This window comes from Acidovorax sp. GW835-FHT14B10 (genome assembly GCF_058793725.1).
On sequence record NZ_JBXAGC010000003.1, the window covers coordinates 22538 to 43450 of the forward strand.

The 20913-nt window shown below is 58.4% G+C and carries 21 protein-coding genes and 2 pseudogenes; 16 read left to right on the forward strand and 7 right to left on the reverse strand.

Going from position 1 to position 20913, the window contains the following annotated elements; translation table 11 throughout:
• Nucleotides 1-99 precede the first annotated feature (99 nt).
• Nucleotides 100-561, forward strand: a complete 462-nt coding sequence (gene recX / locus AC1Q5S_RS03485; RefSeq protein ID WP_303836227.1) for a recombination regulator RecX — start codon at nt 100-102, stop codon at nt 559-561.
• Nucleotides 562-714: 153 nt separating this feature from the next.
• On the opposite strand, the gene argC is transcribed toward recX, so the two are convergent.
• A complete protein-coding gene (argC, locus tag AC1Q5S_RS03490; RefSeq protein ID WP_303836228.1) occupies nt 715-1647 on the reverse strand; it encodes an N-acetyl-gamma-glutamyl-phosphate reductase in 933 nt (310 codons plus the stop codon).
• Between the two features lie 170 nt (nt 1648-1817).
• On the opposite strand from argC, the gene sucC reads away from it, so the two are divergent.
• From sucC to AC1Q5S_RS03550, 12 genes are all read left to right on the forward strand, one after another.
• The gene (gene sucC / locus AC1Q5S_RS03495) at nt 1818-2981 is read left to right on the forward strand and encodes an ADP-forming succinate--CoA ligase subunit beta (RefSeq protein ID WP_303836230.1); all 1164 of its coding nucleotides are present in this window, start codon (nt 1818-1820) and stop codon (nt 2979-2981) included.
• Nucleotides 2982-3047: 66 nt separating this feature from the next.
• Entirely contained in the window at nt 3048-3944 is an 897-nt protein-coding gene (sucD, locus tag AC1Q5S_RS03500; protein ID WP_303836233.1) for a succinate--CoA ligase subunit alpha, read from the forward strand.
• A 126-nt stretch (nt 3945-4070) separates the two neighbouring features.
• Complete coding sequence (locus AC1Q5S_RS03505) at nt 4071-4757, forward strand: TerC family protein (protein ID WP_303838388.1); 687 nt, start codon at nt 4071-4073, stop codon at nt 4755-4757.
• 410 nt (nt 4758-5167) lie between these two features.
• Nucleotides 5168-5956, forward strand: a complete 789-nt coding sequence (locus AC1Q5S_RS03510; protein WP_492238343.1) for a Stp1/IreP family PP2C-type Ser/Thr phosphatase — start codon at nt 5168-5170, stop codon at nt 5954-5956.
• A gap of 43 nt (nt 5957-5999) precedes the next feature.
• The gene (locus AC1Q5S_RS03515) at nt 6000-6656 is read left to right on the forward strand and encodes an FHA domain-containing protein (protein ID WP_492238344.1); all 657 of its coding nucleotides are present in this window, start codon (nt 6000-6002) and stop codon (nt 6654-6656) included.
• 100 nt (nt 6657-6756) lie between these two features.
• Nucleotides 6757-7548, forward strand: coding sequence for an MBL fold metallo-hydrolase (locus tag AC1Q5S_RS03520; RefSeq protein ID WP_492238345.1), 792 nt, complete (start codon nt 6757-6759; stop codon nt 7546-7548).
• A 464-nt stretch (nt 7549-8012) separates the two neighbouring features.
• The gene (locus AC1Q5S_RS03525) at nt 8013-8495 is read left to right on the forward strand and encodes a pilin (RefSeq protein ID WP_492238346.1); all 483 of its coding nucleotides are present in this window, start codon (nt 8013-8015) and stop codon (nt 8493-8495) included.
• Between the two features lie 87 nt (nt 8496-8582).
• The gene (locus AC1Q5S_RS03530) at nt 8583-9764 is read left to right on the forward strand and encodes a glycosyltransferase family 2 protein (RefSeq protein WP_492238347.1); all 1182 of its coding nucleotides are present in this window, start codon (nt 8583-8585) and stop codon (nt 9762-9764) included.
• Complete coding sequence (locus tag AC1Q5S_RS03535; RefSeq protein WP_492238348.1) at nt 9761-10585, forward strand: hypothetical protein; 825 nt, start codon at nt 9761-9763, stop codon at nt 10583-10585. The genes AC1Q5S_RS03530 and AC1Q5S_RS03535 overlap by 4 nt, the downstream gene beginning before the upstream one ends.
• Entirely contained in the window at nt 10582-11766 is a 1185-nt protein-coding gene (locus tag AC1Q5S_RS03540; protein WP_492238349.1) for a hypothetical protein, read from the forward strand. The genes AC1Q5S_RS03535 and AC1Q5S_RS03540 overlap by 4 nt, the downstream gene beginning before the upstream one ends.
• 106 nt (nt 11767-11872) lie before the next feature.
• A complete protein-coding gene (locus AC1Q5S_RS03545; RefSeq protein ID WP_492238350.1) occupies nt 11873-13357 on the forward strand; it encodes a flippase in 1485 nt (494 codons plus the stop codon).
• Between the two features lie 3 nt (nt 13358-13360).
• Nucleotides 13361-14434: a class I SAM-dependent methyltransferase gene (locus AC1Q5S_RS03550; protein ID WP_492238351.1), complete on the forward strand. Its 1074-nt coding sequence runs from the start codon at nt 13361-13363 to the stop codon at nt 14432-14434.
• Nucleotides 14435-14595: 161 nt separating this feature from the next.
• Here the strand turns inward: AC1Q5S_RS03550 and AC1Q5S_RS03555 are convergent, their stop codons facing one another.
• The 3 genes and pseudogenes from AC1Q5S_RS03555 to AC1Q5S_RS03565 form a co-directional block, all read right to left on the reverse strand.
• Complete coding sequence (locus tag AC1Q5S_RS03555; RefSeq protein ID WP_492238352.1) at nt 14596-15498, reverse strand: glycosyltransferase family 2 protein; 903 nt, start codon at nt 15496-15498, stop codon at nt 14596-14598.
• A gap of 113 nt (nt 15499-15611) precedes the next feature.
• Nucleotides 15612-16248 (reverse strand): annotated as a pseudogene (locus AC1Q5S_RS03560) (IS3 family transposase); the annotation flags it as partial.
• Between the two features lie 220 nt (nt 16249-16468).
• Nucleotides 16469-16738 (reverse strand): annotated as a pseudogene (locus AC1Q5S_RS03565) (cyclic pyranopterin monophosphate synthase MoaC); the annotation flags it as partial.
• Nucleotides 16739-16894: 156 nt separating this feature from the next.
• Between AC1Q5S_RS03565 and AC1Q5S_RS03570 the strand changes: the two are divergent.
• Entirely contained in the window at nt 16895-17137 is a 243-nt protein-coding gene (locus AC1Q5S_RS03570) for a CopG family ribbon-helix-helix protein (RefSeq protein WP_422203813.1), read from the forward strand.
• Nucleotides 17127-17411 (forward strand): type II toxin-antitoxin system RelE/ParE family toxin, encoded by a 285-nt coding sequence (locus AC1Q5S_RS03575; RefSeq protein ID WP_422203811.1) that lies wholly within the window; start codon nt 17127-17129, stop codon nt 17409-17411. The genes AC1Q5S_RS03570 and AC1Q5S_RS03575 overlap by 11 nt, the downstream gene beginning before the upstream one ends.
• 552 nt (nt 17412-17963) lie before the next feature.
• Here AC1Q5S_RS03575 and moaC read toward each other — a convergent pair.
• Nucleotides 17964-18455, reverse strand: a complete 492-nt coding sequence (gene moaC, locus AC1Q5S_RS03580; RefSeq protein ID WP_492238353.1) for a cyclic pyranopterin monophosphate synthase MoaC — start codon at nt 18453-18455, stop codon at nt 17964-17966.
• A 95-nt stretch (nt 18456-18550) separates the two neighbouring features.
• On the opposite strand from moaC, the gene AC1Q5S_RS03585 reads away from it, so the two are divergent.
• Nucleotides 18551-20098 carry a M48 family metalloprotease gene (locus AC1Q5S_RS03585; protein ID WP_492238404.1) on the forward strand — a complete coding sequence of 516 codons (1548 nt, stop codon included), beginning with the start codon at nt 18551-18553 and terminating at the stop codon, nt 20096-20098.
• Here the strand turns inward: AC1Q5S_RS03585 and AC1Q5S_RS03590 are convergent.
• Both AC1Q5S_RS03590 and AC1Q5S_RS03595 read right to left on the reverse strand, forming a co-directional pair.
• Nucleotides 20066-20419, reverse strand: coding sequence for a phage holin family protein (locus AC1Q5S_RS03590; RefSeq protein ID WP_303833684.1), 354 nt, complete (start codon nt 20417-20419; stop codon nt 20066-20068). The genes AC1Q5S_RS03585 and AC1Q5S_RS03590 overlap by 33 nt on opposite strands.
• A 53-nt stretch (nt 20420-20472) precedes the next feature.
• On the reverse strand, nt 20473-20913 hold the full coding sequence (locus AC1Q5S_RS03595; RefSeq protein ID WP_422203805.1) for a hypothetical protein: 441 nt from the start codon (nt 20911-20913) through the stop codon (nt 20473-20475).

The window sequence follows — 20913 nt, forward strand, 5'->3', positions numbered from 1 at the left end:
AAGCAGCGGGCGCCTGCTGCACCCTTGTTAGATGTGAATCAGGCCGCTGGCGCTTGTCCGATAAGCGCCAGCAGCCATCCATAGCAGAGCATCACCACCATGGGCTTTGGCACCCTTTCCCTCAAGGGCCGCGCACTGCGGCTGCTGGCCCAGCGCGAGCATTCGCGCGCCGAGCTGGCGACCAAGCTGGCGCGCCATGTGCAAGAGGGCGATGACCTGAACGCCGTACTCGACGAGTTGCAGGCCAAGGATTTCATCAACGCCACGCGCGTGGCCGAATCGCTGGTGCACCGCCGCGCCGCGCGGCTGGGCACGCAGCGCCTGGTACAGGAACTGCGCGGCAAGGGGCTCGACGATGATCTGGTGCGCGCCACGGCCGAACGCCTGCGCGCCACCGAACAGGAGCGCGCCCAGGCCGTCTGGCGCCAGCGCTTTGGCCGCGTGGCCACCGATGCGCAGGAGCGGGCGCGGCAGATGCGCTTTCTGGCCGCGCGCGGTTTTGCGGGAGATGTGGTGCGCCGCGTGGTGCAGGGCGGCAGCCCGGACCAAGAAGCGGAGTGAAAGCGCGGGAGGGGTTGCGGCAATCCTCCGTGGCCGGCTTCACTGCAGAATTGAAACCAGAAAAGCCGAAAGCGCCTTGCCGATAAGCGCCGCCAGCTCTTCAATAATGAGCAAATCCGTCACCGAATCTGCTCATCCGCGGGGCCTGCCCGCTCACAGACCCAGCATCAACTGCAGGTTTTGCACCGCCGCACCGCTGGCGCCCTTGCCCAGGTTGTCGAGGCGGGCCACCAGCACCGCGTGGCGGTAGGTTTCGTTGGCGAACACGCGCAGCTCCAACTGGTTGGTGTCGTTGAGTGCGGTGGGCTCCAGCTTGCCGTCTTCGGTGGGCGGCAGCACGCTCACCCATTGCGCGGGCGTATTGCTTTGCGCGTAGTGCGCTGCCAGGGCATCGTGCAGATCGGCCGCCTTGGGCTGGCCCGGCAGCAGATCCAGGTGCAGGGGCAGTTGCACCAGCATGCCCTGGCGGAAGTTGCCAACAGCGGGCACAAAGATGGGCCGGCGCGTGAGCCCGGTGTATTTCAGAATCTCCGGCAGGTGCTTGTGCGACAGGCCCAGCGCATACAGCTCGAACGGCGCCGCCTGACCTTGCTCATACGCTTCGATCATGGTGCGGCCGCCGCCCGAATAGCCGCTGACCGAGGGCAGCGCGAGCGGGAAATCGTTGGGCACCAGGCCTGCATCGACCAATGGCCGCAGCAGCGCAATGGCACCGGTGGCATAGCAGCCGGGGTTGGAGACGCGCAGCGCCTCGCGCACGGCCTGCGCCTGGCCCGCGGCCAGCTCGGGGAAACCAAACACCCAACCGGGCGCGGTGCGGTGCGCGGTGCTGGCGTCGATCACCTTGACCTGGCGGCCGGTGGTCTTTTCGATGCCATCGACCATGGCCACGGTTTCGCGTGCGGCATCGTCGTGCAGGCACAGCACCACCAGATCGACACCCGCAATCAGGTCGCGCTTGGCCGCGGGATCCTTGCGCAATGCGGGGGCAATGCTCACCAGCTCGACCTGCGGCATGGCCTGCAGGCGCTCGCGGATCTGCAGGCCCGTGGTGCCGGCTTCGCCATCGATAAAGATTCTGGACATCGGAAAGCTCCTGCAAGGGGGTGATTGCGCGCTGGCCCACCCCTGTAAGCTTGGCACAAGGGATGGTGCATTGCAGCATGATACAGTCGCCGGCTGCCATGTCCCCGCCCGCGGCCAGACAATAGTCCATGGTAAACGGGTAAATACCACCCTTCCCTGAGAGAGACCTCATGAAGATTCACGAATACCAAGGCAAGGAAATCTTGCGCAATTTTGGTGTGCCCGTTCCGCGTGGCATTCCCGCATTCACGGTGCAAGAAGCCGTTGAAGCAGCCCAAAAACTCGGCGGCCCCGTGTGGGTGGTCAAGGCCCAGATCCACGCCGGTGGCCGTGGCAAGGGTGGCGGCGTGAAGGTTGCCAAGACCATCGACGACGTCAAGCGCCTCGCTGGCGACATCCTGGGCATGCAGCTCAAGACGCACCAGACTGGCCCCGAAGGCCAGAAGGTCCGCCGCCTGTACATCGAAGACGGCGCCGACATCAAGAACGAACTGTATGTGTCGCTGGTGACCGACCGCGCCACGCAGAAGGTGGCCCTGATCGCTTCGAGCGAAGGCGGCATGGACATCGAGGAAGTGGCCCACTCCACGCCCGAGAAGATCATCACCGAGATGATCGATCCACTGGTCGGCATCACCGCCGCACAAAGCAAGAAGGTGGCCGCAGCCATCGGCCTGACCGGTGCCTCCATCGACCAGGCCGTGGACATCTTCGCCAAGATCTACAAGTGCTACATGGACACCGACGCGTCGCTGGTGGAAATCAACCCGCTGAACTGCGACTCCAAGGGCAACCTGATGGCCCTGGACGCCAAGTTCAACTTTGACGCCAACGCCCTGTTCCGCCACCCCGAAATCGTGGCCTTCCGCGATCTGGACGAAGAAGATCCGGCCGAAGTAGAAGCCTCCAAGTTCGACCTGGCCTACATCAGCCTCGATGGCAACATCGGCTGCCTGGTGAACGGCGCCGGCCTGGCCATGGCCACCATGGACACCATCAAGCTGTTCGGCGGCGAGCCGGCCAACTTCCTGGACGTGGGCGGCGGCGCCACCCCCGAGAAGGTCACCGAAGCCTTCAAGATCATGCTCAAGAACCCCAAGGTCGAAGGCATCCTGGTCAACATCTTCGGCGGCATCATGAAGTGCGACACCATCGCCACCGGCGTGATCACCGCCTGCAAGGCCGTGAACCTGAACGTGCCACTCGTCGTGCGCATGAAGGGCACGAACGAAGAGCTGGGCAAGAAGATGCTGGCCGAAAGCGGTCTGCCCATCATTGCCGCTGACACCATGGCCGAAGCTGCGACAAAGATCGTTGCGGCAGTGTCCAAATAATTTTGCGGGACAGACCGCAGGCCGCACAGCGGACAAGCTCTGTCCCCAACTGAATAGGTAACTTTCATGTCGATCTACATCAACAAAGACACCAAGGTCATCACCCAGGGCATCACGGGCAAGACCGGCCAGTTCCACACCGAAAAGTGCCAGGAATACGCGAACGGCAAGAACGCCTTCGTGGCGGGCGTGAACCCCAAGAAGGCCGGCGAATCGATCTTCAACATCCCGATCTACGCCTCCGTCAAGGAAGCCGCCCAGCAGACCGGCGCCACCGTGTCGGTGATCTACGTGCCACCCGCAGGCGCTGCCGATGCCATCTGGGAAGCTGTCGAAGCCGACCTGGACATGGCCATCTGCATTACCGAAGGCATTCCGGTCAAGGACATGCTGATGGTGCGCAACAAGATGAAGGCCAAGGAAGCCGCTGGCGGCAAGAAGACCCTGCTGCTGGGCCCCAACTGCCCCGGCCTGATCACGCCCGACGAGATCAAGATCGGCATCATGCCCGGCCACATCCACCGCAAGGGCCGCATCGGCGTGGTGTCCCGTTCGGGCACGCTGACGTACGAAGCCGTGGCCATGCTGACCGAAGTGGGCCTGGGCCAGTCGAGCGCCGTGGGCATTGGTGGCGACCCCATCAATGGCTTGAAGCACATCGACGTGATGCAGGCTTTCAACGACGATCCGGACACCGATGCCGTCATCATGATCGGCGAGATCGGCGGTCCCGATGAAGCCGAAGCCGCCCAGTGGTGCAAGGCCAACATGAAGAAGCCCATCGTGGGCTTCATCGCCGGCGTGACCGCGCCTCCCGGCAAGCGCATGGGCCATGCCGGCGCGCTGATCTCTGGCGGCGCCGACACGGCCGATGCCAAGCTGGCCATCATGGAAGAATCGGGTTTCATCATCACCCGCAACCCGTCGGAACTGGGCAAGCTGCTCAAGGCCCAGCTGAAGTAATTCGTAAGCAGAATTACGGACGACCCGGGCGCCCCCCGCCCGATACACTGGCTCCTCCAAAAAAACAGAAGCGCCCGAAACCAAGGTTTCGGGCGCTTCTTGCATTCATAACAATGGAGTGAAGTCATGGATTTTTTGCACAATGCCGATTTCTGGATCGGTCTCATCAAGATCGTCTGGATCAACATCATCCTGTCCGGTGACAACGCGGTTGTCATTGCACTGGCAGCGCGCTCCCTGCCTCCGCACCAACAGCGCAAGGCGGTTTTCTGGGGCTCCGGCGCGGCCGTGGTGCTGCGCATCGTGCTGACGGTGGTGGCTGCCAAGCTGCTGGAGCTGTCGTTCCTGCAGATCGTGGGCGGCTGCCTGCTGCTGTGGATCGGCCTGCAACTGCTCAGCGACGACGGCGACGAGGAGGGCGAATCCAAGTCCTACGGCAACCTCATGGCCGCCGTACGCACCATCCTGATTGCCGACCTGGTGATGAGCCTGGACAACGTGATCGCCGTGGCCGCCGCTGCCCATGGCAACCTGGTGCTGCTGGTGCTGGGCCTGGCTATCAGCATTCCGCTGGTGATCTTTGGCAGCACGCTGATGATCAAGCTGATGGAGCGCTTTCCGGTCATCGTGGTCCTGGGTGCGGCCCTGATCGGCTGGGTGGGCGGCGAAACCATTGTCAGCGATGCCTCATTGCACGACTTTGCACTGGCACACCCGGCCCTGCACTACGTGGCCGCCGCGCTGGGCGCCACGCTCGTGGTGGGCATCGGGAAGTTCTGGCCGCGTGCCCGGCGTGCCGCATCTCCGCAGTAACCAAGACGGCATGGAGTGTGACAAAAATGACACCCCCATGACACCCTGCTCCCCGCCCCGGCGGAAAAAAAGGACGGCATGGAGCGCCGCCCCCTGCCAACAAGGTCCAATTGCCCCTTGGCGATGCCCAGGCCGACACGGGCGCAGAAATTGCTTTTAGCTCCGTGCACCACCGCACGACCGAGAGCCGTTTTTGACCATGCAAAGCCATCGCCATCCATGTACCCAGGCATGGTCCCTGCTCTTGCCACCATGGCACTGCCAGACGAAACACTCGTCTATGATGCGGGGCGCGATGCAAATGGGCCAGACATGGCGGCTTTCCAGACACCGGTGATGGAACTTGCCCCTGTCCGGAATTCGGTGCTCCCACCGGATTCGGCTGCCTGACGACGCACGCGGCAACCTCCATGACCTATGAATTTTTTGCCCGCACCGACTGCGGACGGGTGCGCAACAACAACGAAGATGCAGTGGCCTTCGACCGCGATGCGCGCCTCGCAATTCTGGCGGACGGCATGGGCGGCTACAACGCGGGTGAAGTGGCCAGCGCCATGGCCACCACGTTCATTCGCACCGAAATGGCGCGCTGGCTGGCTCAGGCCGGCAAGAATGCACCGGTTGCCGATGTACGAAGGGCGCTTGAAATCTGCGTCGAGAACGCCAACCATGCCGTGTTGGGCGCCTCCCTTTCCAACCCCCTGTATGCCGGCATGGGCACCACGCTGGTCGTGGGCATTTTTCGGGATACCCGGCTCATCCTGGGGCACATCGGCGACTCGCGCTGTTACCGCCTGCGCGGCGGCGTGTTGCAGCAAATCACGCGCGACCACTCGTGGCTGCAGGAACAGGTGGACGCCGGCTTTCTCACGCCCCAGCAGGCCGCCGCATCCGGCAGCCGCAACCTCGTCACGCGAGCGCTGGGCGTAGAGCCCCATGTGCAGATGGAAGTGAACGAGTTCCAGGTGGCCCCGGACGATTTGTTCCTCATGTGCTCGGACGGCCTGACCGACATGGTTTCCGATGCCGATCTGGCAGAAATGGTGCGCACCCCCCTGCCACTCGCAGAAAAAGCCACGCTGCTCATTGACACCGCCAATGCCTATGGAGGGCGCGACAACATCAGCGTGCTGCTTGCACACATGGCGGCGGGCGGCAAGAAACGCGGCTTCATGTCCCGATTGATCCGGGCCGCATGATGCCGCTCGACCCCACAACAACCCAACACCGCAGGAGTGGATCATGCCCAGAATGATCGTTTCGATCGACAGCGTCGTCATCAAGGAAGTCGAATTGACCAAGGAGCAGACCACGCTGGGTCGGCGCCCGTACAACGACATCGTGATCGACAACCTGGCCGTCAGCGGCGAGCACGCCGTCATCCACATGACCGATGGCGGTGTGGAAATCGAAGACCTGGGCAGCACCAACGGCACCTATGTCAATGCCAAGGCCGTCAAGCGCCAGGAACTGCGCAACGGTGACGTCATTGAAGTCGGCAAATACAGGATCCGCTTGCTTCAGGAGGTCGAGGGCGAAAATTTCGAAAAAACCATGCTCTTCAAGCCAGGCATGGCACCCGCGCTGGGTGCCGTTCCCCGCCCCGCAGTTGCGCCCACCCCGGCGGCGGCCACGCAGCCCTCGGCGGTCATTCGCGTGATGTCGGGCGCGGCTGCCGGGCGCGAGGTGGTCCTGCAGAAAGTGGTCACCACCATCGGCAAACCTGGCGTGGCCGTGGCCTCCATTACCAAGCGCCACCAGGGCCATGTGCTGGCGCATGTCGAAGGCCCCGACATGCCCCTGGTCAACGGTACCGCCATCGGCGCCAACCCCCTGTCCCTCAAGCATGGCGACCGGATCACACTCGCAGGCACCGAGATGCAGTTCGAGCTGGCGTGAGGCTTCGGGCGTGTGGCTGGCTTTCCAGCTCTGCGCCCATATTTGCGTGGAACGCAGACTGGGCGGCTCAGCCCATTGCAACCCAGAGTAAGGCGGTGGCATGAAGGTTCGCGTGTTGGGCTGCTCGGGCGCCATTGCCCAAGGTTGTCGTACCACCTCGTTTTTGATCGACGGGCGCATTCTCATTGATGCGGGCACCGGCGTGGGCGACCTCACCCTGGAAGAAATGCGTCAGATCGACCATGTACTGCTCACGCATGCGCACCTCGACCATGTGGCCGCCCTGCCCCTGATGCTGGACGCCGTGTCGTCCCTGCGCAGCACGCCGGTGCGGGTGCACGCCCTGTCCGCCACCATCGCCGCACTGCAGGCCCACATTTTCAACAACACCATCTGGCCCGATTTCAGCCGCATACCCAACGCAGCCAATCCTTTTCTTGCGTACCAGGCGCTGCACACCGGACAGATGCTGCAGATCGCCGGCCTCGATATCGAGGTACTGCCCGCCATCCACACCGTTCCCGCCGTGGGCTACGCCGTGCGCGGCCGCACCGGCTGGTGGGCGTTCAGCGGCGACACCGGCCCCAACCCGGCCTTCTGGCAGCGCATCAACCAGCTGCCCGTGGCCATGCTGGTCATAGAAACCGCGTTCAGCAACACCGAAAGCGCCCTGGCGCAGCGCAGTCTGCACCTGGCACCCCACACCCTGGCGCAAGAACTGGCGCAACTGCAGCCCGGCAAACCGTGCCCCATCTACATCACGCACACCAAGCCGTCGGAAACGCGATTGATCGTCGAAGAGCTCCGCCACTTCGACGCCATCACGCAGCCCGGCGGCCAGGCCCCGCATGACATTGCGTGGCTACAGGCGGGGCAGGAGTTTGAGGTGTAAGCGGCACCGATTTTGATGACTGCTAGCGCCTGCTGCATAAGGGCTTGAGGCCTATTTGTGTACAGATAAGCGTTTACTCCCCCAGCATTGCACAAAGGGCCGGCGCCCATGCGGGCAACGTCGGGCCATGGGTGCAGATTGGGTGGGCCCCTCGCTAAAAAAGAACTAGCCCCGGCGCTTGGGTTCTCCAGCGCAAGCGAGACATTTTTGGCAAAGGCCCAAGCGACGACTTAATGTGTAAGACAAAGACGCACTTTGCGACACATTCGATGCGACAAAATTGTCACAATCACTCCGCTCAAGCGGGGGTGGCTGGGCAAACCTTGGAGAATGCACTCGCAACGTGCCAAACTGTGACACGTCTTGTTGCAACCAACGTCTGGCACGAAAGCTGCTCCTAAAACCGTGAACCTGGAGAATTCTTCTGCAGGTTTTTCATTGCGTTTGACCTCCAAGGAGTTTTTATGAAGCGTTCCATGCATATGGCACAAAAGGGTTTTACCCTGATCGAATTGATGATCGTGGTTGCGATCATCGGTATCTTGGCTGCTGTGGCTCTGCCTGCTTACCAGGACTACACCAAGCGCGCCAAGCTGTCTGAAGTGGTTTTGGCCGCTTCCGCCTGCCGCACAACCATTTCCGAGGTATACCAGACTGGTTCACTAACGACTGTGGCGGGAAATTCTTGGGGTTGTGAATCCACGTCTGCGACTTCCAAGTACGTAGCGTCTATCGAGACAAACGGGGTAGGAAAAATCACCGTGAAAGCGCAGGGTTTCGGTGATGCTAATATTGATGGGAAGACTCTTGATTTGACACCCACCGACGCTACAGGCGCGGCCATCACTACCTATACGCAAGGCACAGTGGTTGGTGGTTGGAAGTGTGGCCCAGGTGCCACCAATCCAATTCTGGCCAAGTTCCTGCCGGGCTCCTGCCGCGGTTAATACTGCATAGACTGAAAAACGAGCGGCTTAGGCCGCTCGTTTTTCTTTGACTTTCCTTTTTTCAAAGCTTTACTGCACGCCCTTGAAATGACCGAGTCACTGCTTGAATTGACGGTGCTAATGCCTTGCCTGAATGAGGCAAAAACTGTGGCTGCCTGCGTCAAGGCTGCCCATGCTTATATGGAAGAAAGCGGCATTCAGGGAGAAGTGCTGGTGGCCGATAATGGCTCGATCGACGGTTCAGTTGACATCGCTGAAACGGCAGGTGCCCGGGTAGTTCGCGTGCCTACCAGAGGTTACGGCGCCGCCTTGATGGTTGGTATCGAAGCTGCGCGTGGCCGTTACGTCATCATGGGCGACGCGGATTGCAGCTACGATTTCTCCCGTTTGGACGGCTATATTGAGCGGCTGCGTGCAGGCGCCGATCTCGTTATGGGCAACCGATTTCAAGGTGGCATTGAACCTGGCGCCATGCCGGCACTGCACCGCTACCTTGGCAACCCTGTACTGAGCTTCATCGGCCGTTTGTTTTTCCGTACAAAAATAGGTGACTTTCATTGCGGCCTGCGCGGCTTTTCGCGTGAGTCCATTTTGCGTTTGGGTCTGGTTACCCCGGGCATGGAGTTCGCCAGTGAGATGATCGCCAAGGCAGCGCTGGCGGGCTTGCGCATTGAAGAAGTGCCCACCACCTTGCGCCCCGATGGGCGCGACCGCCCCCCCCACCTGCGCACCTGGCGCGATGGCTGGCGTCATCTGCGGTTCTTGCTGTTGTTTTGCCCACGCTGGCTTTTTTTGTACCCTGGCCTGACATTGCTGGCATGTGGTGCGTTCGGTTTCGTGCTGTTGCAACACGGTCCGTTGAACCTGAAATTGATAGGCCTTGATATCCATTCGCTCTTGTACATGGCCGCAGCCACCGTGCTCGGAGCCCAGATGGTGCAACTCGCGGTACTGACCAAATGGATGGGAATTTTGTCTGGCGTTGTGCCACCTCAGCGCTGGTTGCAACGACTTGACCCCTACCTCAAGCTGGAAACCGGCCTGATTTTAGGCTTGCTCTTGGTCTTTGTCGGTTTGGCATGGTCGGTTTCACTGGTGCTGGACTGGCGGTCTCAGGGATTTGGCGTCATGGACCCCGGAGCGACGATGCGAAGTGCGATTCCGGCGGTCACGCTCATGATTCTGGGGGCGCAGGTTGCCACCTCAACCTTGTTTGCCGGGGCTCTGCATTCCTGTTGGTTATCGCCTAACCGCCAGGTAAGCCAATGACGTTCACCGAGCGCGAGATGCCTTCCCGTCTGTTGCGTTGGGAATTGCCCTTCGTAGGAGTTTTGGCATGGATGGCTTTCATATCCATACCGCTATTTTTGGGTGAAATCGGTATCAGCTGGGATGCCTTGAATCACCATATTTATTTAGGCTGGACGGCCGGGCACCCTCGATTTGACCTTGATTTTCTGGCGGCTTCCTACCAGTCCTACCAGTTTCCTTACTTGTATTGGCCGGTCTACAAGCTGTCGGCAAGTGGGTTGTCGGGGGCGTGGTCTGGCGTGGTGCTGGCCACTTTGAGCTGGCTGGCTGTACCACCAGTATGGATGATCGCCCGCACATGCATGCCGGGGTATCAGTGGTTCGACGCCTTTATGCGTATGCTGGCGGTGGTGTTGGCCTTCATGTCGGTATTGGTGTTGTCACTGTTTGACTCCACTTCCAACGACTTGCTGGCCGCCATTCCATTTGTGTGGGCCTTCGCTTGGGCCTTGGAGACGCTGGACAGTGACCGGTCACGAAAACTTTCAGCTCGTAACGCGGTGCTTTTTTCGGGTCTTTTCGCTGGAATATCTGTGGCTTGCAAGTTGAGTAATGGCCCTCTGGCAATCCTTCTGCCTGGGCTCTGGATGCTTTCAGCGCCCACTTTCAAGACGAAGGTATTGAATACAGTTCTGGGTGGCGTCGCGACGGTAGCCGGATTTTTGCTTGCATATGGCTATTGGGGTTGGCAGCTTTGGATTCATTTTGGCAACCCGGTCTACCCGTTTTATGACCCCTGGTTTGCCCCTTTGCGTGTCTTGCTGGGCTGGCAACCATGATCCGTTTTTTGCCTGACACATGGCGTGATGCCATCTTGCGCCCAATCGCGATGGCAGCCCCCGATGCGGGTGTTTATGTCGAGATCATGGCCCCGGACATACGATTTGCCGTCATCGCCACACTGATTTTGATCTGGATCGCCCTTGCCTGGCGTGTAAAGTGGCGTCTTTCCCCGGTGATGGTAATGACGGCATTTTTATCGGCTGCTTTTGTTATGTGGTTGGCGACAACGGGCAATGGTCGCTACTTCATCCCCATGCTGCTGGCGGCAGGACCCTTGTGTATCGCACTTATATATCGACTGCCGGCAACGCGTGGATTCAGGGTGGTGATTGCAGTCGGTGTGGTTGGACTCCAAGCCCTGGTTGTTTACCAAAACAACCCATGGCACTGGTGGGGACTTGCTCCTTGGAATAGCTCCCCATTCTTTCACATTACGCTTGACGAAGCGGCCTTGTCGAAGCCATCAACTTATGTCACGGTAACGTCAATTTCATATTCCTTGATTGCTCCAAAGTTCCCGGCGACCTCGCGCTGGATCAATATTTCCAGCGGGCCAGATGCTGAGAAAACTGCAGAAGGTCGAAAAGTGCAGGCAATGCTTGCTGCTTCCAATTCCTTGACGCTGTTGATTCCCTCAATGCCTGACTATATGACGTCCAACGGCCATCCTAATGAGGCGATCAAAAAGATAATCAATGACATGCTCGGGGTACAGCGTCTTTGGTTAAAAGAGCCAGATGATTGCCGGCTGCTGCCTTCCAGGGGACTAGCCAGCCAAGCATTTCGAAACCTTGACTCAATCAGGACTGAGACGCTCGGAAAATTTGGATTTTGGGCTTGCCCTCTTCAATATCCCGTCACGCCTCCTGGATTCGCAATCAATGCCGGCAGCTTAAAAGCCAATAGAATATTTGAAGCTATCGAAAAAGCATGTCCACGCTTCTTTCAACCTGGAGAGGCATTAACTTCAAAAATTGATGGCGGGTTCATGAGGGGCTACAGCTCGGCAGACATGAAGCTTTATGTACTTGACGATGGATCGGTTCTTTACAAATATTGGAAAGCGCTTAACCCAGTGTTGATCGGGAATGCCGATGCGGTACTGGCCGAAGGGTTCACAATGGACTGCAACACCATTCGCGGTCGATCAGGATTGCCTTGGGAACGAGATATATAGATTAATCATTGCACCTGCTAGCGGGAGGTTTTTTCATGCATAAAAGGTTAAAAGAATAGCGTGATACGGCGTTAGTATTTATATGTGAAATATCCCGAAAATATCCGTGATAACACGTAAAAATTTCCTATTCAATGCCGCGGGAATAGTACTTCCTCTTGTTATGGCATTGATCTCAATTCCATTATTGATTAGCAATATTGGGTTACCAAGATTTGGTGTGCTTTCTCTAATGCTCGCGGCTATTGGCTATGTCAGCTTGCTTGACATGGGGCTTGGATCCGCAGTGACCTATAAGCTTTCTTCATTAATCCCAGAAAAAGGATCTTGCGAATCCGCACTCTTAATCATTAAATCTTCACTGACTGCCGTTTTGGCCATTGGAGCAATTTTCTCGGTTATTATTTTTTATGCTGCTGAATTAGTGGCAAATAAAATGAGTGGACCCTTATTTTATCTCACTGAGGAGATAGTCTGGAGCTTGAGAGTTTTTGCATTTTCTATTCCTGCCATCTTTGCCACATCACTGTTAACTGGAGTTCTTTCTGCATACGGAAGGTTTGATGAAATTAATAAAGTTAAAATTCCTGTGGGTATTTTTTCTTATCTTGGACCGGCCGTTGTAAGTATATGGATGCCAAATCTAACATCCGCAATAGTTATTCTATTAGTTGTGCGGGTGAGTGCTGCCTTGGTCCACACATATCAATGCAGCCGCCTTCTTCCAACGTTGTTCAGTGCATTCCCTGTGTTTTCTCTCTCTGTGCTGAGGCCGCTTTTCCATTTTGGCGGTTGGTTGACACTATCCAACATTATCGGCCCCGTCATGGTATATATGGATCGTTTTTATATTGGTGCGATTAGATCTGTTGAAGATGTTGCACGCTATGTAACACCCTATGAAGTTGCAACAAAACTATCACTTATACCTGCCGCAGTACTCCCTGTACTTTTTCCCGTGTTTGTATCGAACTGGGCAAAACCGAAAGAAAACAGTGGCCACCTCACGGTGGTGGTAGCCACATGGGCCGCAATTGGCTGTGCGTTTCCGGCAGCCCTGCTTGCTATTTTTGCACCGCAACTTTTACAGATGTGGCTTGGTAGCACTTTTCCAAGTGAGAGTGCAATAGTTTTGCAGATACTTGCGGGGGGAGTTTTTGCCAACTGTGTCGCGTTAGTGTTTTTTGTTCAGGTTCAATCATTTGGACGGACTGACATTATCGCAAAAATCCACTTGAGCGAATTATTCTGCTATTTATTCATTTTGTGGTTTTTGACCCAGCGGTTTGGGATTATTGGTGCAGCCCTCGCGTGGACCATCCGTGTGCTAATCGACGGGGGCCTGTTCTGCTGGGTGGCTTGTGCGCGACTAACCGAAAGTCAACGAAGAATCTGCTGGGTGATTTACACTGGATCAGTGGCATTTGCCATTGCCTTGGGAGCGCTCAGCCTCCTTGATTCTTGGATGCAACGAACGATAGTTCTGGTTTTTCCGATGGTGCTGGCATGGTTTTACAGGGCCAACTTCGTTCTTTTATTAGCTGGCAAGTCTCTTGAGCAGATTTTGATCACGGATGAGCAAACGAGTTGAAAAATGAATACTGAAAGCGAGACGGCCGTTGGCACTTTATTGGAATGGCCGATTGACGGCTTGCAAGTGCTCGGGTGTTGCCCGCTATGCCAAGATACCAAGCGGACGCTGCTGCATGAAGGTCTTGAGGACAGGTTATTTCATTGCGCACCGGGAAAATGGACGATGTTCGGATGTGGGGGGTGTGGCCTTGCATATCTCGACCCTCGACCAAACCGAGCAACCATAGGAATTGCCTACAAAAGTTATTTCACCCATCACGATAGGGTAGACGATGATCCTGCCAACCGTGGGGCTGGACTATTGCGGAGGCTAAAGCAATTGGTAACGCGACAATACATCCGAATGAAATTTGGAAATCAGCAGCAAAGGTTGTTTTGGATGTTCGGATGTCTTCTGTATCTGCGTCCTAGGCAGCGAGCGGCATTTGATGGCGCAATGCGCCATTTACCGAGACCTGAATTTGGTCAGAAGCTGCTAGACATTGGTTGCGGAAACGGACGATTCATGGCTTGGGCGCGAGTCGCCGGATGGGTATGTACGGGAACAGAGATTGACCCTAGTGCCGCTAATCGGGCGCGCGCACGTGGATTTAGGGTCCATACTGGCGAATTGGAGGAGCTTGTAGCGACCGGAGAACTTTTTCACGCCATCACAATAAGCCATGTTATCGAGCATGTGCACGATCCGCGTGCGTTGCTATTGGCGGCCAGACAACTTCTAGCCCCGGGCGGTGTTCTTTGGATTGAAACTCCCAATATAAAATCGCATGGATATAAGAGGTTTGGCTCTGCTTGGCGAGGCGTAGAGCCGCCACGCCATTTGCAACTGTTCAACCATGACCTGCTGAATAAACTTCTTTTACAAGCTGGTTTTTGTGATGTCAGGCATGCCCCGTGGCAGCCTGATTGGGAAGTGACATTTCCCGAGAGTCTTCGGCTTGCGACACTCCAAGGACAGATGGTCGGGCAACGACATAAATTTTCTTTGAAGGAAGAGGTGGTCGGCCGACAACGGCCAGAACAAAGGGAATTTATTACATTTCTTGCGAGTCCCTCAGTGGTATTGTCAAACTGATTGCTGCAATGATGGCTCGGTATCGGGTTCTTGTGGTTGTGCTGACCTACGAATCCAATGCTGATCCCATTAATTTTCTGCAAGTGCACTATGCTCACCGATATCGAATAGTTTCTGCTGCACCGCTTCGGTTCAAATTTTTTAGCAGGGTTCGGCCCGACTTACTTTGGCAGCAGTCCGCGTCCGCTTAGAAGATCTAGTGCAAGGATGCCTCGAAACAAAATATCGCTGAGCAATGTTTGTCGAACACGTTTTGGCGTACAGAGCAAGCGGGCGATGGCTTTCGAATCATGAGGATTGAACATCCTGTCCAGCAATATTTTGTGGTCAAGCGGAAGGTGCGGGCCATGTATGGCGCGAAGGTTTTCGATCTGGTTGAACATGATATGCACCCAGTTGCGTTTACGTAAGAATCGCAGGATAGCCAAATAGCGTGCCATACCGGCGCCCATACCTATAGCGTTGCCACCATGCTGACGGTAGAGGATGGTCGGTTCTGGGTCAAAAATAACCTGACCAAAGGCAGCTACTACCAAGTAAAGCCACCAGTCATGAAAGTAGATTTTCTCAGCATTGCCGTACCTCTTGGCCAGCTGCAAGGCTGCAGGATTTAGTGCCGCAGTGCATCCGGTCACGATGTTCTCTGTGAGGGCATTCTGGAATGAGGGGGGTCTCGGCCATGCAGGCGAAAGACCGAGTGGCTTTAAATCCAAATCGACCAGTTGAAGACGGGAGCAGTACAGAGTGGGGACAGCATCCTTGCCATTGATTGCATGCCACGCGCGTTGGATTTTGTTCGGTAGCCAGACATCATCCTGGTCAGCCAACATGATCATTTCTGCGTCAGTAGGGGCCACTTCGAGCAGTTTTAAAAAACTTTGGACAAATCCAATGTTGCTCCCACATACTAGTGAAATTCGAGGATCGTGGTGTATTTTTATACGGAGCACGGTCTGATCTGTCGATCCATCATCACGAATCATAAGTTGACCGTCTTCCGGTAGCTGTGACAGGATCGAAATAATCTGCTCTTCAATGAACCGTTCGCCTTGGTAGGTGGACATGAGAACAACAACGCGCATAGATTTCCTTAAAAATAATTGGGCGTATCCGAATTTTTGTGTAAACGGGTCGGACTTCAGTTGACAGAGATGCGGGCTGAATCGCCCCGGCTTATCTAGACACTTTTGAGCCGTTGGGAATGTCGCTGTTCGAACTCTACAGGTGATAGTCCTGCCGCCGATGAATGACGGCGCTGTGAGTTGTAGAACATTTCGATGTAATTGAAGATATCCGCTCGCGCATCGTCGCGAGTTGTATATACCCGCCTGCGGATGCGTTCGCGCTTGAGCAACTGGAAGAAGCTCTCGGCCACAGCGTTGTCGTGGCAGTTGCCACGCCGGCTCATGCTGCTGACCAGATTATGGTCGCGCAGGAAGGTCTGCCACTCGTGGCCAGTGAACTGGCAGCCTTGATCGGAATGAACCATGACAGGCGCATGCGGCTGGCGGCTGGCGGCTGGCGGCTGGCGGCTGGCGGCGCCACAGTGCCATCAGCAGTGCATCGAGGACCAGGCTCGTGTCAATGCGGCTGCCCATGGACCAGCCCACTACTTGGCGTGAGAACAGATCGACCACAACCGCCAGGTACAGCCAGCCTTCGTGAGTTCGGATGTAGGTGATGTCGGTGACCCAGGACTGATTGGGCTCAGCCACCTTGAACTGGCGCTGCAGGTGGTTTGGCGCGACCACTGCAGGCTTGCCACCTCGCATCCCAGGTCTGCGGCCGTAACCCGTCTGCGAACGCAGGCCTTCACGCGTCTTGATTTCGATAGGAAAGCCGTGGCGGCGCACACGCACCTGCCAACTGCTTCCGTGCTTTCTGATGGATGCCATCGTTTCTCCCGAGTGGAGCAAACGAGGAGCAAGAAGTGATTTTTTGCAAGAAGGGAGTTTGCGAACGCCCGAGGTCAGTACCAAAACCCTGACTGGGTATCCATTACGAATTTCAGAAAATCATATACAAATCAATGGCTTACTCAACAGCCACAAAACTCCCCGACTTCCCCCCGTGCTTTTCCACCACGCGCACGTCGTGGATGGACATGCCCCGGTCCACGGCCTTGCACATGTCATAGATGGTGAGCAGGGCGATCTGCACGGCGGTGAGGGCTTCCATCTCTACGCCGGTGGGGCCTACGGTTTCCACGGTGGCCGCGCAAAATATGCCCGTAGCGTCCGGTTGGCGTGTGCTGGCCGCTTCAAATTCAAGATCAACGCGGGTGAGCGCGAGCGGATGGCACAGTACACAATTAGGGTCAGATTCCAATTTTCTACTGTTTCGATGAATTCCAAGCGGTGAACTGCCACAACCGACAAGCCGTCAAAGCAGCGGCATGTGCTTATTCGTGCTTTGATGTGTACACTGTATGCTACTCAGATGCCCCCAAGGATAATATCCATGTCCACCACGATGACCATCCGACTGGAACCCGACATTAAAGGACGTCTCGATGTTCTGGCCGACGCCACGCATCGCAGTAAATCCTGGCTGGCGGCTGAAGCGATCCGTGAATACGTCGAGCTCAACGAGTGGCAGATTCACGAAATTCGCGCGGCACTGATTGAGGCCGACGCAGGCGCATTCGCCAGCGATGCTGAGGTTCAAGCGTTGACGGAGAAGTGGGTGCCGCGTGCAGGTTAAGTGGCTTGCTGTGGCGCTGCGCAACCTGGACCATGAAGCCGAATTCATTGCCGCCGACGACCCGCAGGCGGCGCGCCAGGTGGTGAGCCGGGTGCTCGACGCCGTGGCGGTACTTGCATTGCAACCGGGTATCGGCCGGCCAGGCCGAGTACCGGGCACGCGTGAACTGGTGGTGAGCAAAACCCGCTATCTGGTACCTTACCGCGTGCGTGGCGAGGTGGTGGAAGTGCTGCGCGTGTTCCACACGTCACGTCGGCCGCCCAAACGCTGGTAGGAATTACTGATCCGGCCTTTTGACGTATCAACTTCCGTTCAGACTGCGCCCTTGGACCACGCTCAGGACAGGCTTGTCGAAGCCCTTCGACAAGATCAGGGCGAACGGTTCAAACTTCGCCGGGCCGAATCAATAATTGGGGCCGCAATAATTGGGGTCGGATTCCAATCAATTACCGGCTGGTGCCGTAGGCAATGCGCCCGACTGGGGCACGACAGTGCCCACGCGCGCATCCTCATACAGCCGCTCCATCGGGACGCTCAGCCCCACGCTGGCAAACTCCACAGCGTCTCCCGCTTCGGACGGATACACTCTGCCTCAGCTTTGCTGGAAAACGTCTTGATTTCGATAGGAAAGCCGTGGCGGCGCACACGCACCTGCCAACTTTTTCCGTGCTTTCTGATGGATGCCATCGTTTCTCCCGAGTGGAGCAAACGAGGAGCAAGAAGTGATTTTTTGCAAGAAAGGAGTTTGCGGACGCCCGAGGTCAGTCCCAAAACCCTGACTGGGTATCCACTACGAATTTCAGAAAATCATATACAAATCAATGGCTTACGCCCCCGCCACAAAACTCCCCGACTTCCCCCCATGCTTCTCCACCACGCGCACATCGTGGATGGACATGCCCCGGTCCACGGCCTTGCACATGTCATAGATGGTGAGCAGGGCGATCTGCACGGCGGTGAGGGCTTCCATCTCTACGCCGGTGGGGCCTACAGTTTCCACGGTGGCCGCGCAAAATATGCCTATAGCGTCCGGTTGGCGTGTGCTGGCCGCTTCAAATTCAAGAGCAACGCGGGTGAGCGCGAGCGGATGGCACAGGGGAATGAGGTCGCTGGTTTTCTTGGCGGCCATGATGCCGGCGATGCGGGCAATGCCGAGCACGTCGCCCTTTTTGGCGTTGCCGGCCTCGATGAGGGCCAGGGTGGTGGGCAGCATTTCGATGCGGCCGCTGGCGATGGCGATGCGGTGCGTGGCGGCCTTGGCGGCCACGTCGACCATGTGGGCCTGGCCCTGGGCGTCGAAATGGGTGAGTGCGGACATGGCGAGGTAACCGAATGAAGTAGGTGGGAAACTTTGCGAGGACGGGGCATCATACGTTCATGTGGAATCGCAAGCGCACCCCCTCGCCCCCCATGATGGCCACGGCCTCCGCTCGGTTGAGAAAATGGCCCAAACTACCTCAAGCGCTTGCCAAAAATGCGCTAACGGCTTCTTTATTGGTAGCATTTTCTGCTTTGATGCCGTTGTCCGCCAAGGCCCAGCCCAGCCTGCCCACGCTGGGCGACGGCAGCGCGCTCACCACGGGTGAAGAGCGCCGCCTGGGCGACCGCATCATCCGCGAGCTGTACCGCGACCCCGACTACATCGATGACCCGGTGCTGGTGGAATATGTGCAGGGGCTGTGGCAGGCGCTGCTGGCGGCGGCTCGCGCGCGCGGCGAGCTCTCGCCCGAGCTCGAGGAGCGCTTTGCCTGGGAGGTGCTGCTGGGACGCGACCGCACCGTCAATGCCTTTGCGCTGCCGGGTGGCTACCTGGGCGTGCATCTGGGGCTGATTGGCGTGGTGGCCACGCGCGACGAGCTGGCCTCGGTGCTGGCGCACGAGTTGAGCCATGTCACGCAACGGCATATCTCGCGCCTGATGGCACAGCAAAGCAAGCAGACGCCCTTGCTGCTGGGGGCGATGGTGCTGGCCGCGCTGGCCGCCAGCAAGAACCCGGGGGCCGCCCAGGCCATGATGGTGGGCGGTCAGGCGGTGGCCATGCAGAATCAGCTCAATTTCTCGCGCGACATGGAGCGCGAGGCCGACCGCATCGGCTACGGGCTGATGGAGCCTTCGGGGTTTGCGCCCCAGGGTTTCGTGAGCATGTTCGACAAGCTGCAGCAAGCCAACCGCCTCAACGACAACGGCTCATGGCCTTATCTGCGCAGCCACCCGCTGACCACCCAGCGCATGGCCGACATGCACTCACGCCTGCCGCCCGGCGGCGCGGCGCCGCCACCGCAGCCTGGCCTGGAGCACGCCCTGGTGGCGGCCCGGGCCCGCGTGCTGTCGAACCCCGGCGTGGATGCGCTGCGGCTATGGATCAGCGAACCGCAAAACAGCGGCTTTGCCAGCCAGCCCGCGCCGCGCCGCGCCGCTGCGCTGTACACCGCAGCGCTGGCCAGCAACCAATTGCGCGATTTTGCAGCCGCGCGCACGGCCCAGGCGCGGCTGGATGAGGTGGTGCGTGGCGATGCTGCCGCCCAGCGGCAATCGCAGCGGCTGGCGGCCGAGATCGCGTTGGCGGCAGGTCTGCCCGAAGCGGCGCTGCAGCGGTTGCCGGCAGAAACGGGCCGGCCCGAGCTGGTGCTGCGCACCCAGGCCCTGCTGCGCCTGGGACGCGCCGCCGAGGTGACGGGCGCCCTGCAGACCTGGGTGACCACCCACCCGCACGATGCCACGGTGTGGCAGTTGCTGGCGAGCACCTGGCAGGCGCAGGGGCAGCCGCTGCGTGCCGTGCGTGCCGAGGCCGAATCGCACGCCGCCCGCTACGACTATGCCGCCGCGGTGGACCGCTTCAAGGCCGGGCAGGATCTGGCGCGCAAAAGCAGCAGCGCTGCCGATTACATCGAGGCGTCCATCATCGACACGCGCCTGCGTGCGATGGAGTCACTTCTGAAGGAACAGGCCGCCGAGCGCTGATTCGATCAGCAGCCCCAGCAGCGAATAGATCAGCGAGCCCAGCAAGGCGGCGCCAAAGCCGGTCACGTGAAAGCCGTCCAGCACACCCGCGGCAGCCCAGAACATGAGGGCATTGATCACGAACAGAAACAGGCCCACGGTGACCAGGGTCACCGGCAGCGTCAGCACCACCAGCACGGGGCGCAACACGGCATTGAACAGGCCGATGACGAAGGCGGCAATCAGCGCCGACGCAAAGCTTTGCACTTGCACGCCGCTGTAGAGGTAGGCCACCAGCAGCAGCGCCGCAGCGCTGAGCAGCCATTTGAGGAGGAGTTTCATGCGCGCAGGATAGCACCGCGCCTGCCTTGGCAGACGGCCCTGCGCGCGCTGGATTACGCCAGGTCCAGCGCCAGCAGGGCGCCCAATCCGGTCAGCAGGCTGGGCAAGGTGCCAGGGAACGACAGGCGCGCAGGAACGGGTTCGGCGGCGGCATCGTGCCTGGGCCGGCGGGCATCGACCACGCGGGCGGCGCCCAGCTCGGCCTGCAGTTGCGCGACCAGCTCCGGCAAGGGGCCTTTGGCCAGCACGGTGGTCACGCTGCTGCCACCCGACGGCAGCCAAGGCAGCAGTTGCGCAAACAGCTTCTCGGCCCATTTGTCGCGCCAGTTCTCGCGGGTGCGATGGCTCACCCATTTGCTGATGCGGTGCGTCATGCGCGGTGCGCAGGCCACCAGCACCCAATGCGTCTCGGCAGCGATCTCCGTTGCCAGCAAGGGCGCCAGGATCTGCTGCGCCTGGGCGGCGTCGTCCACGTACACAATGACTTTGTCCAT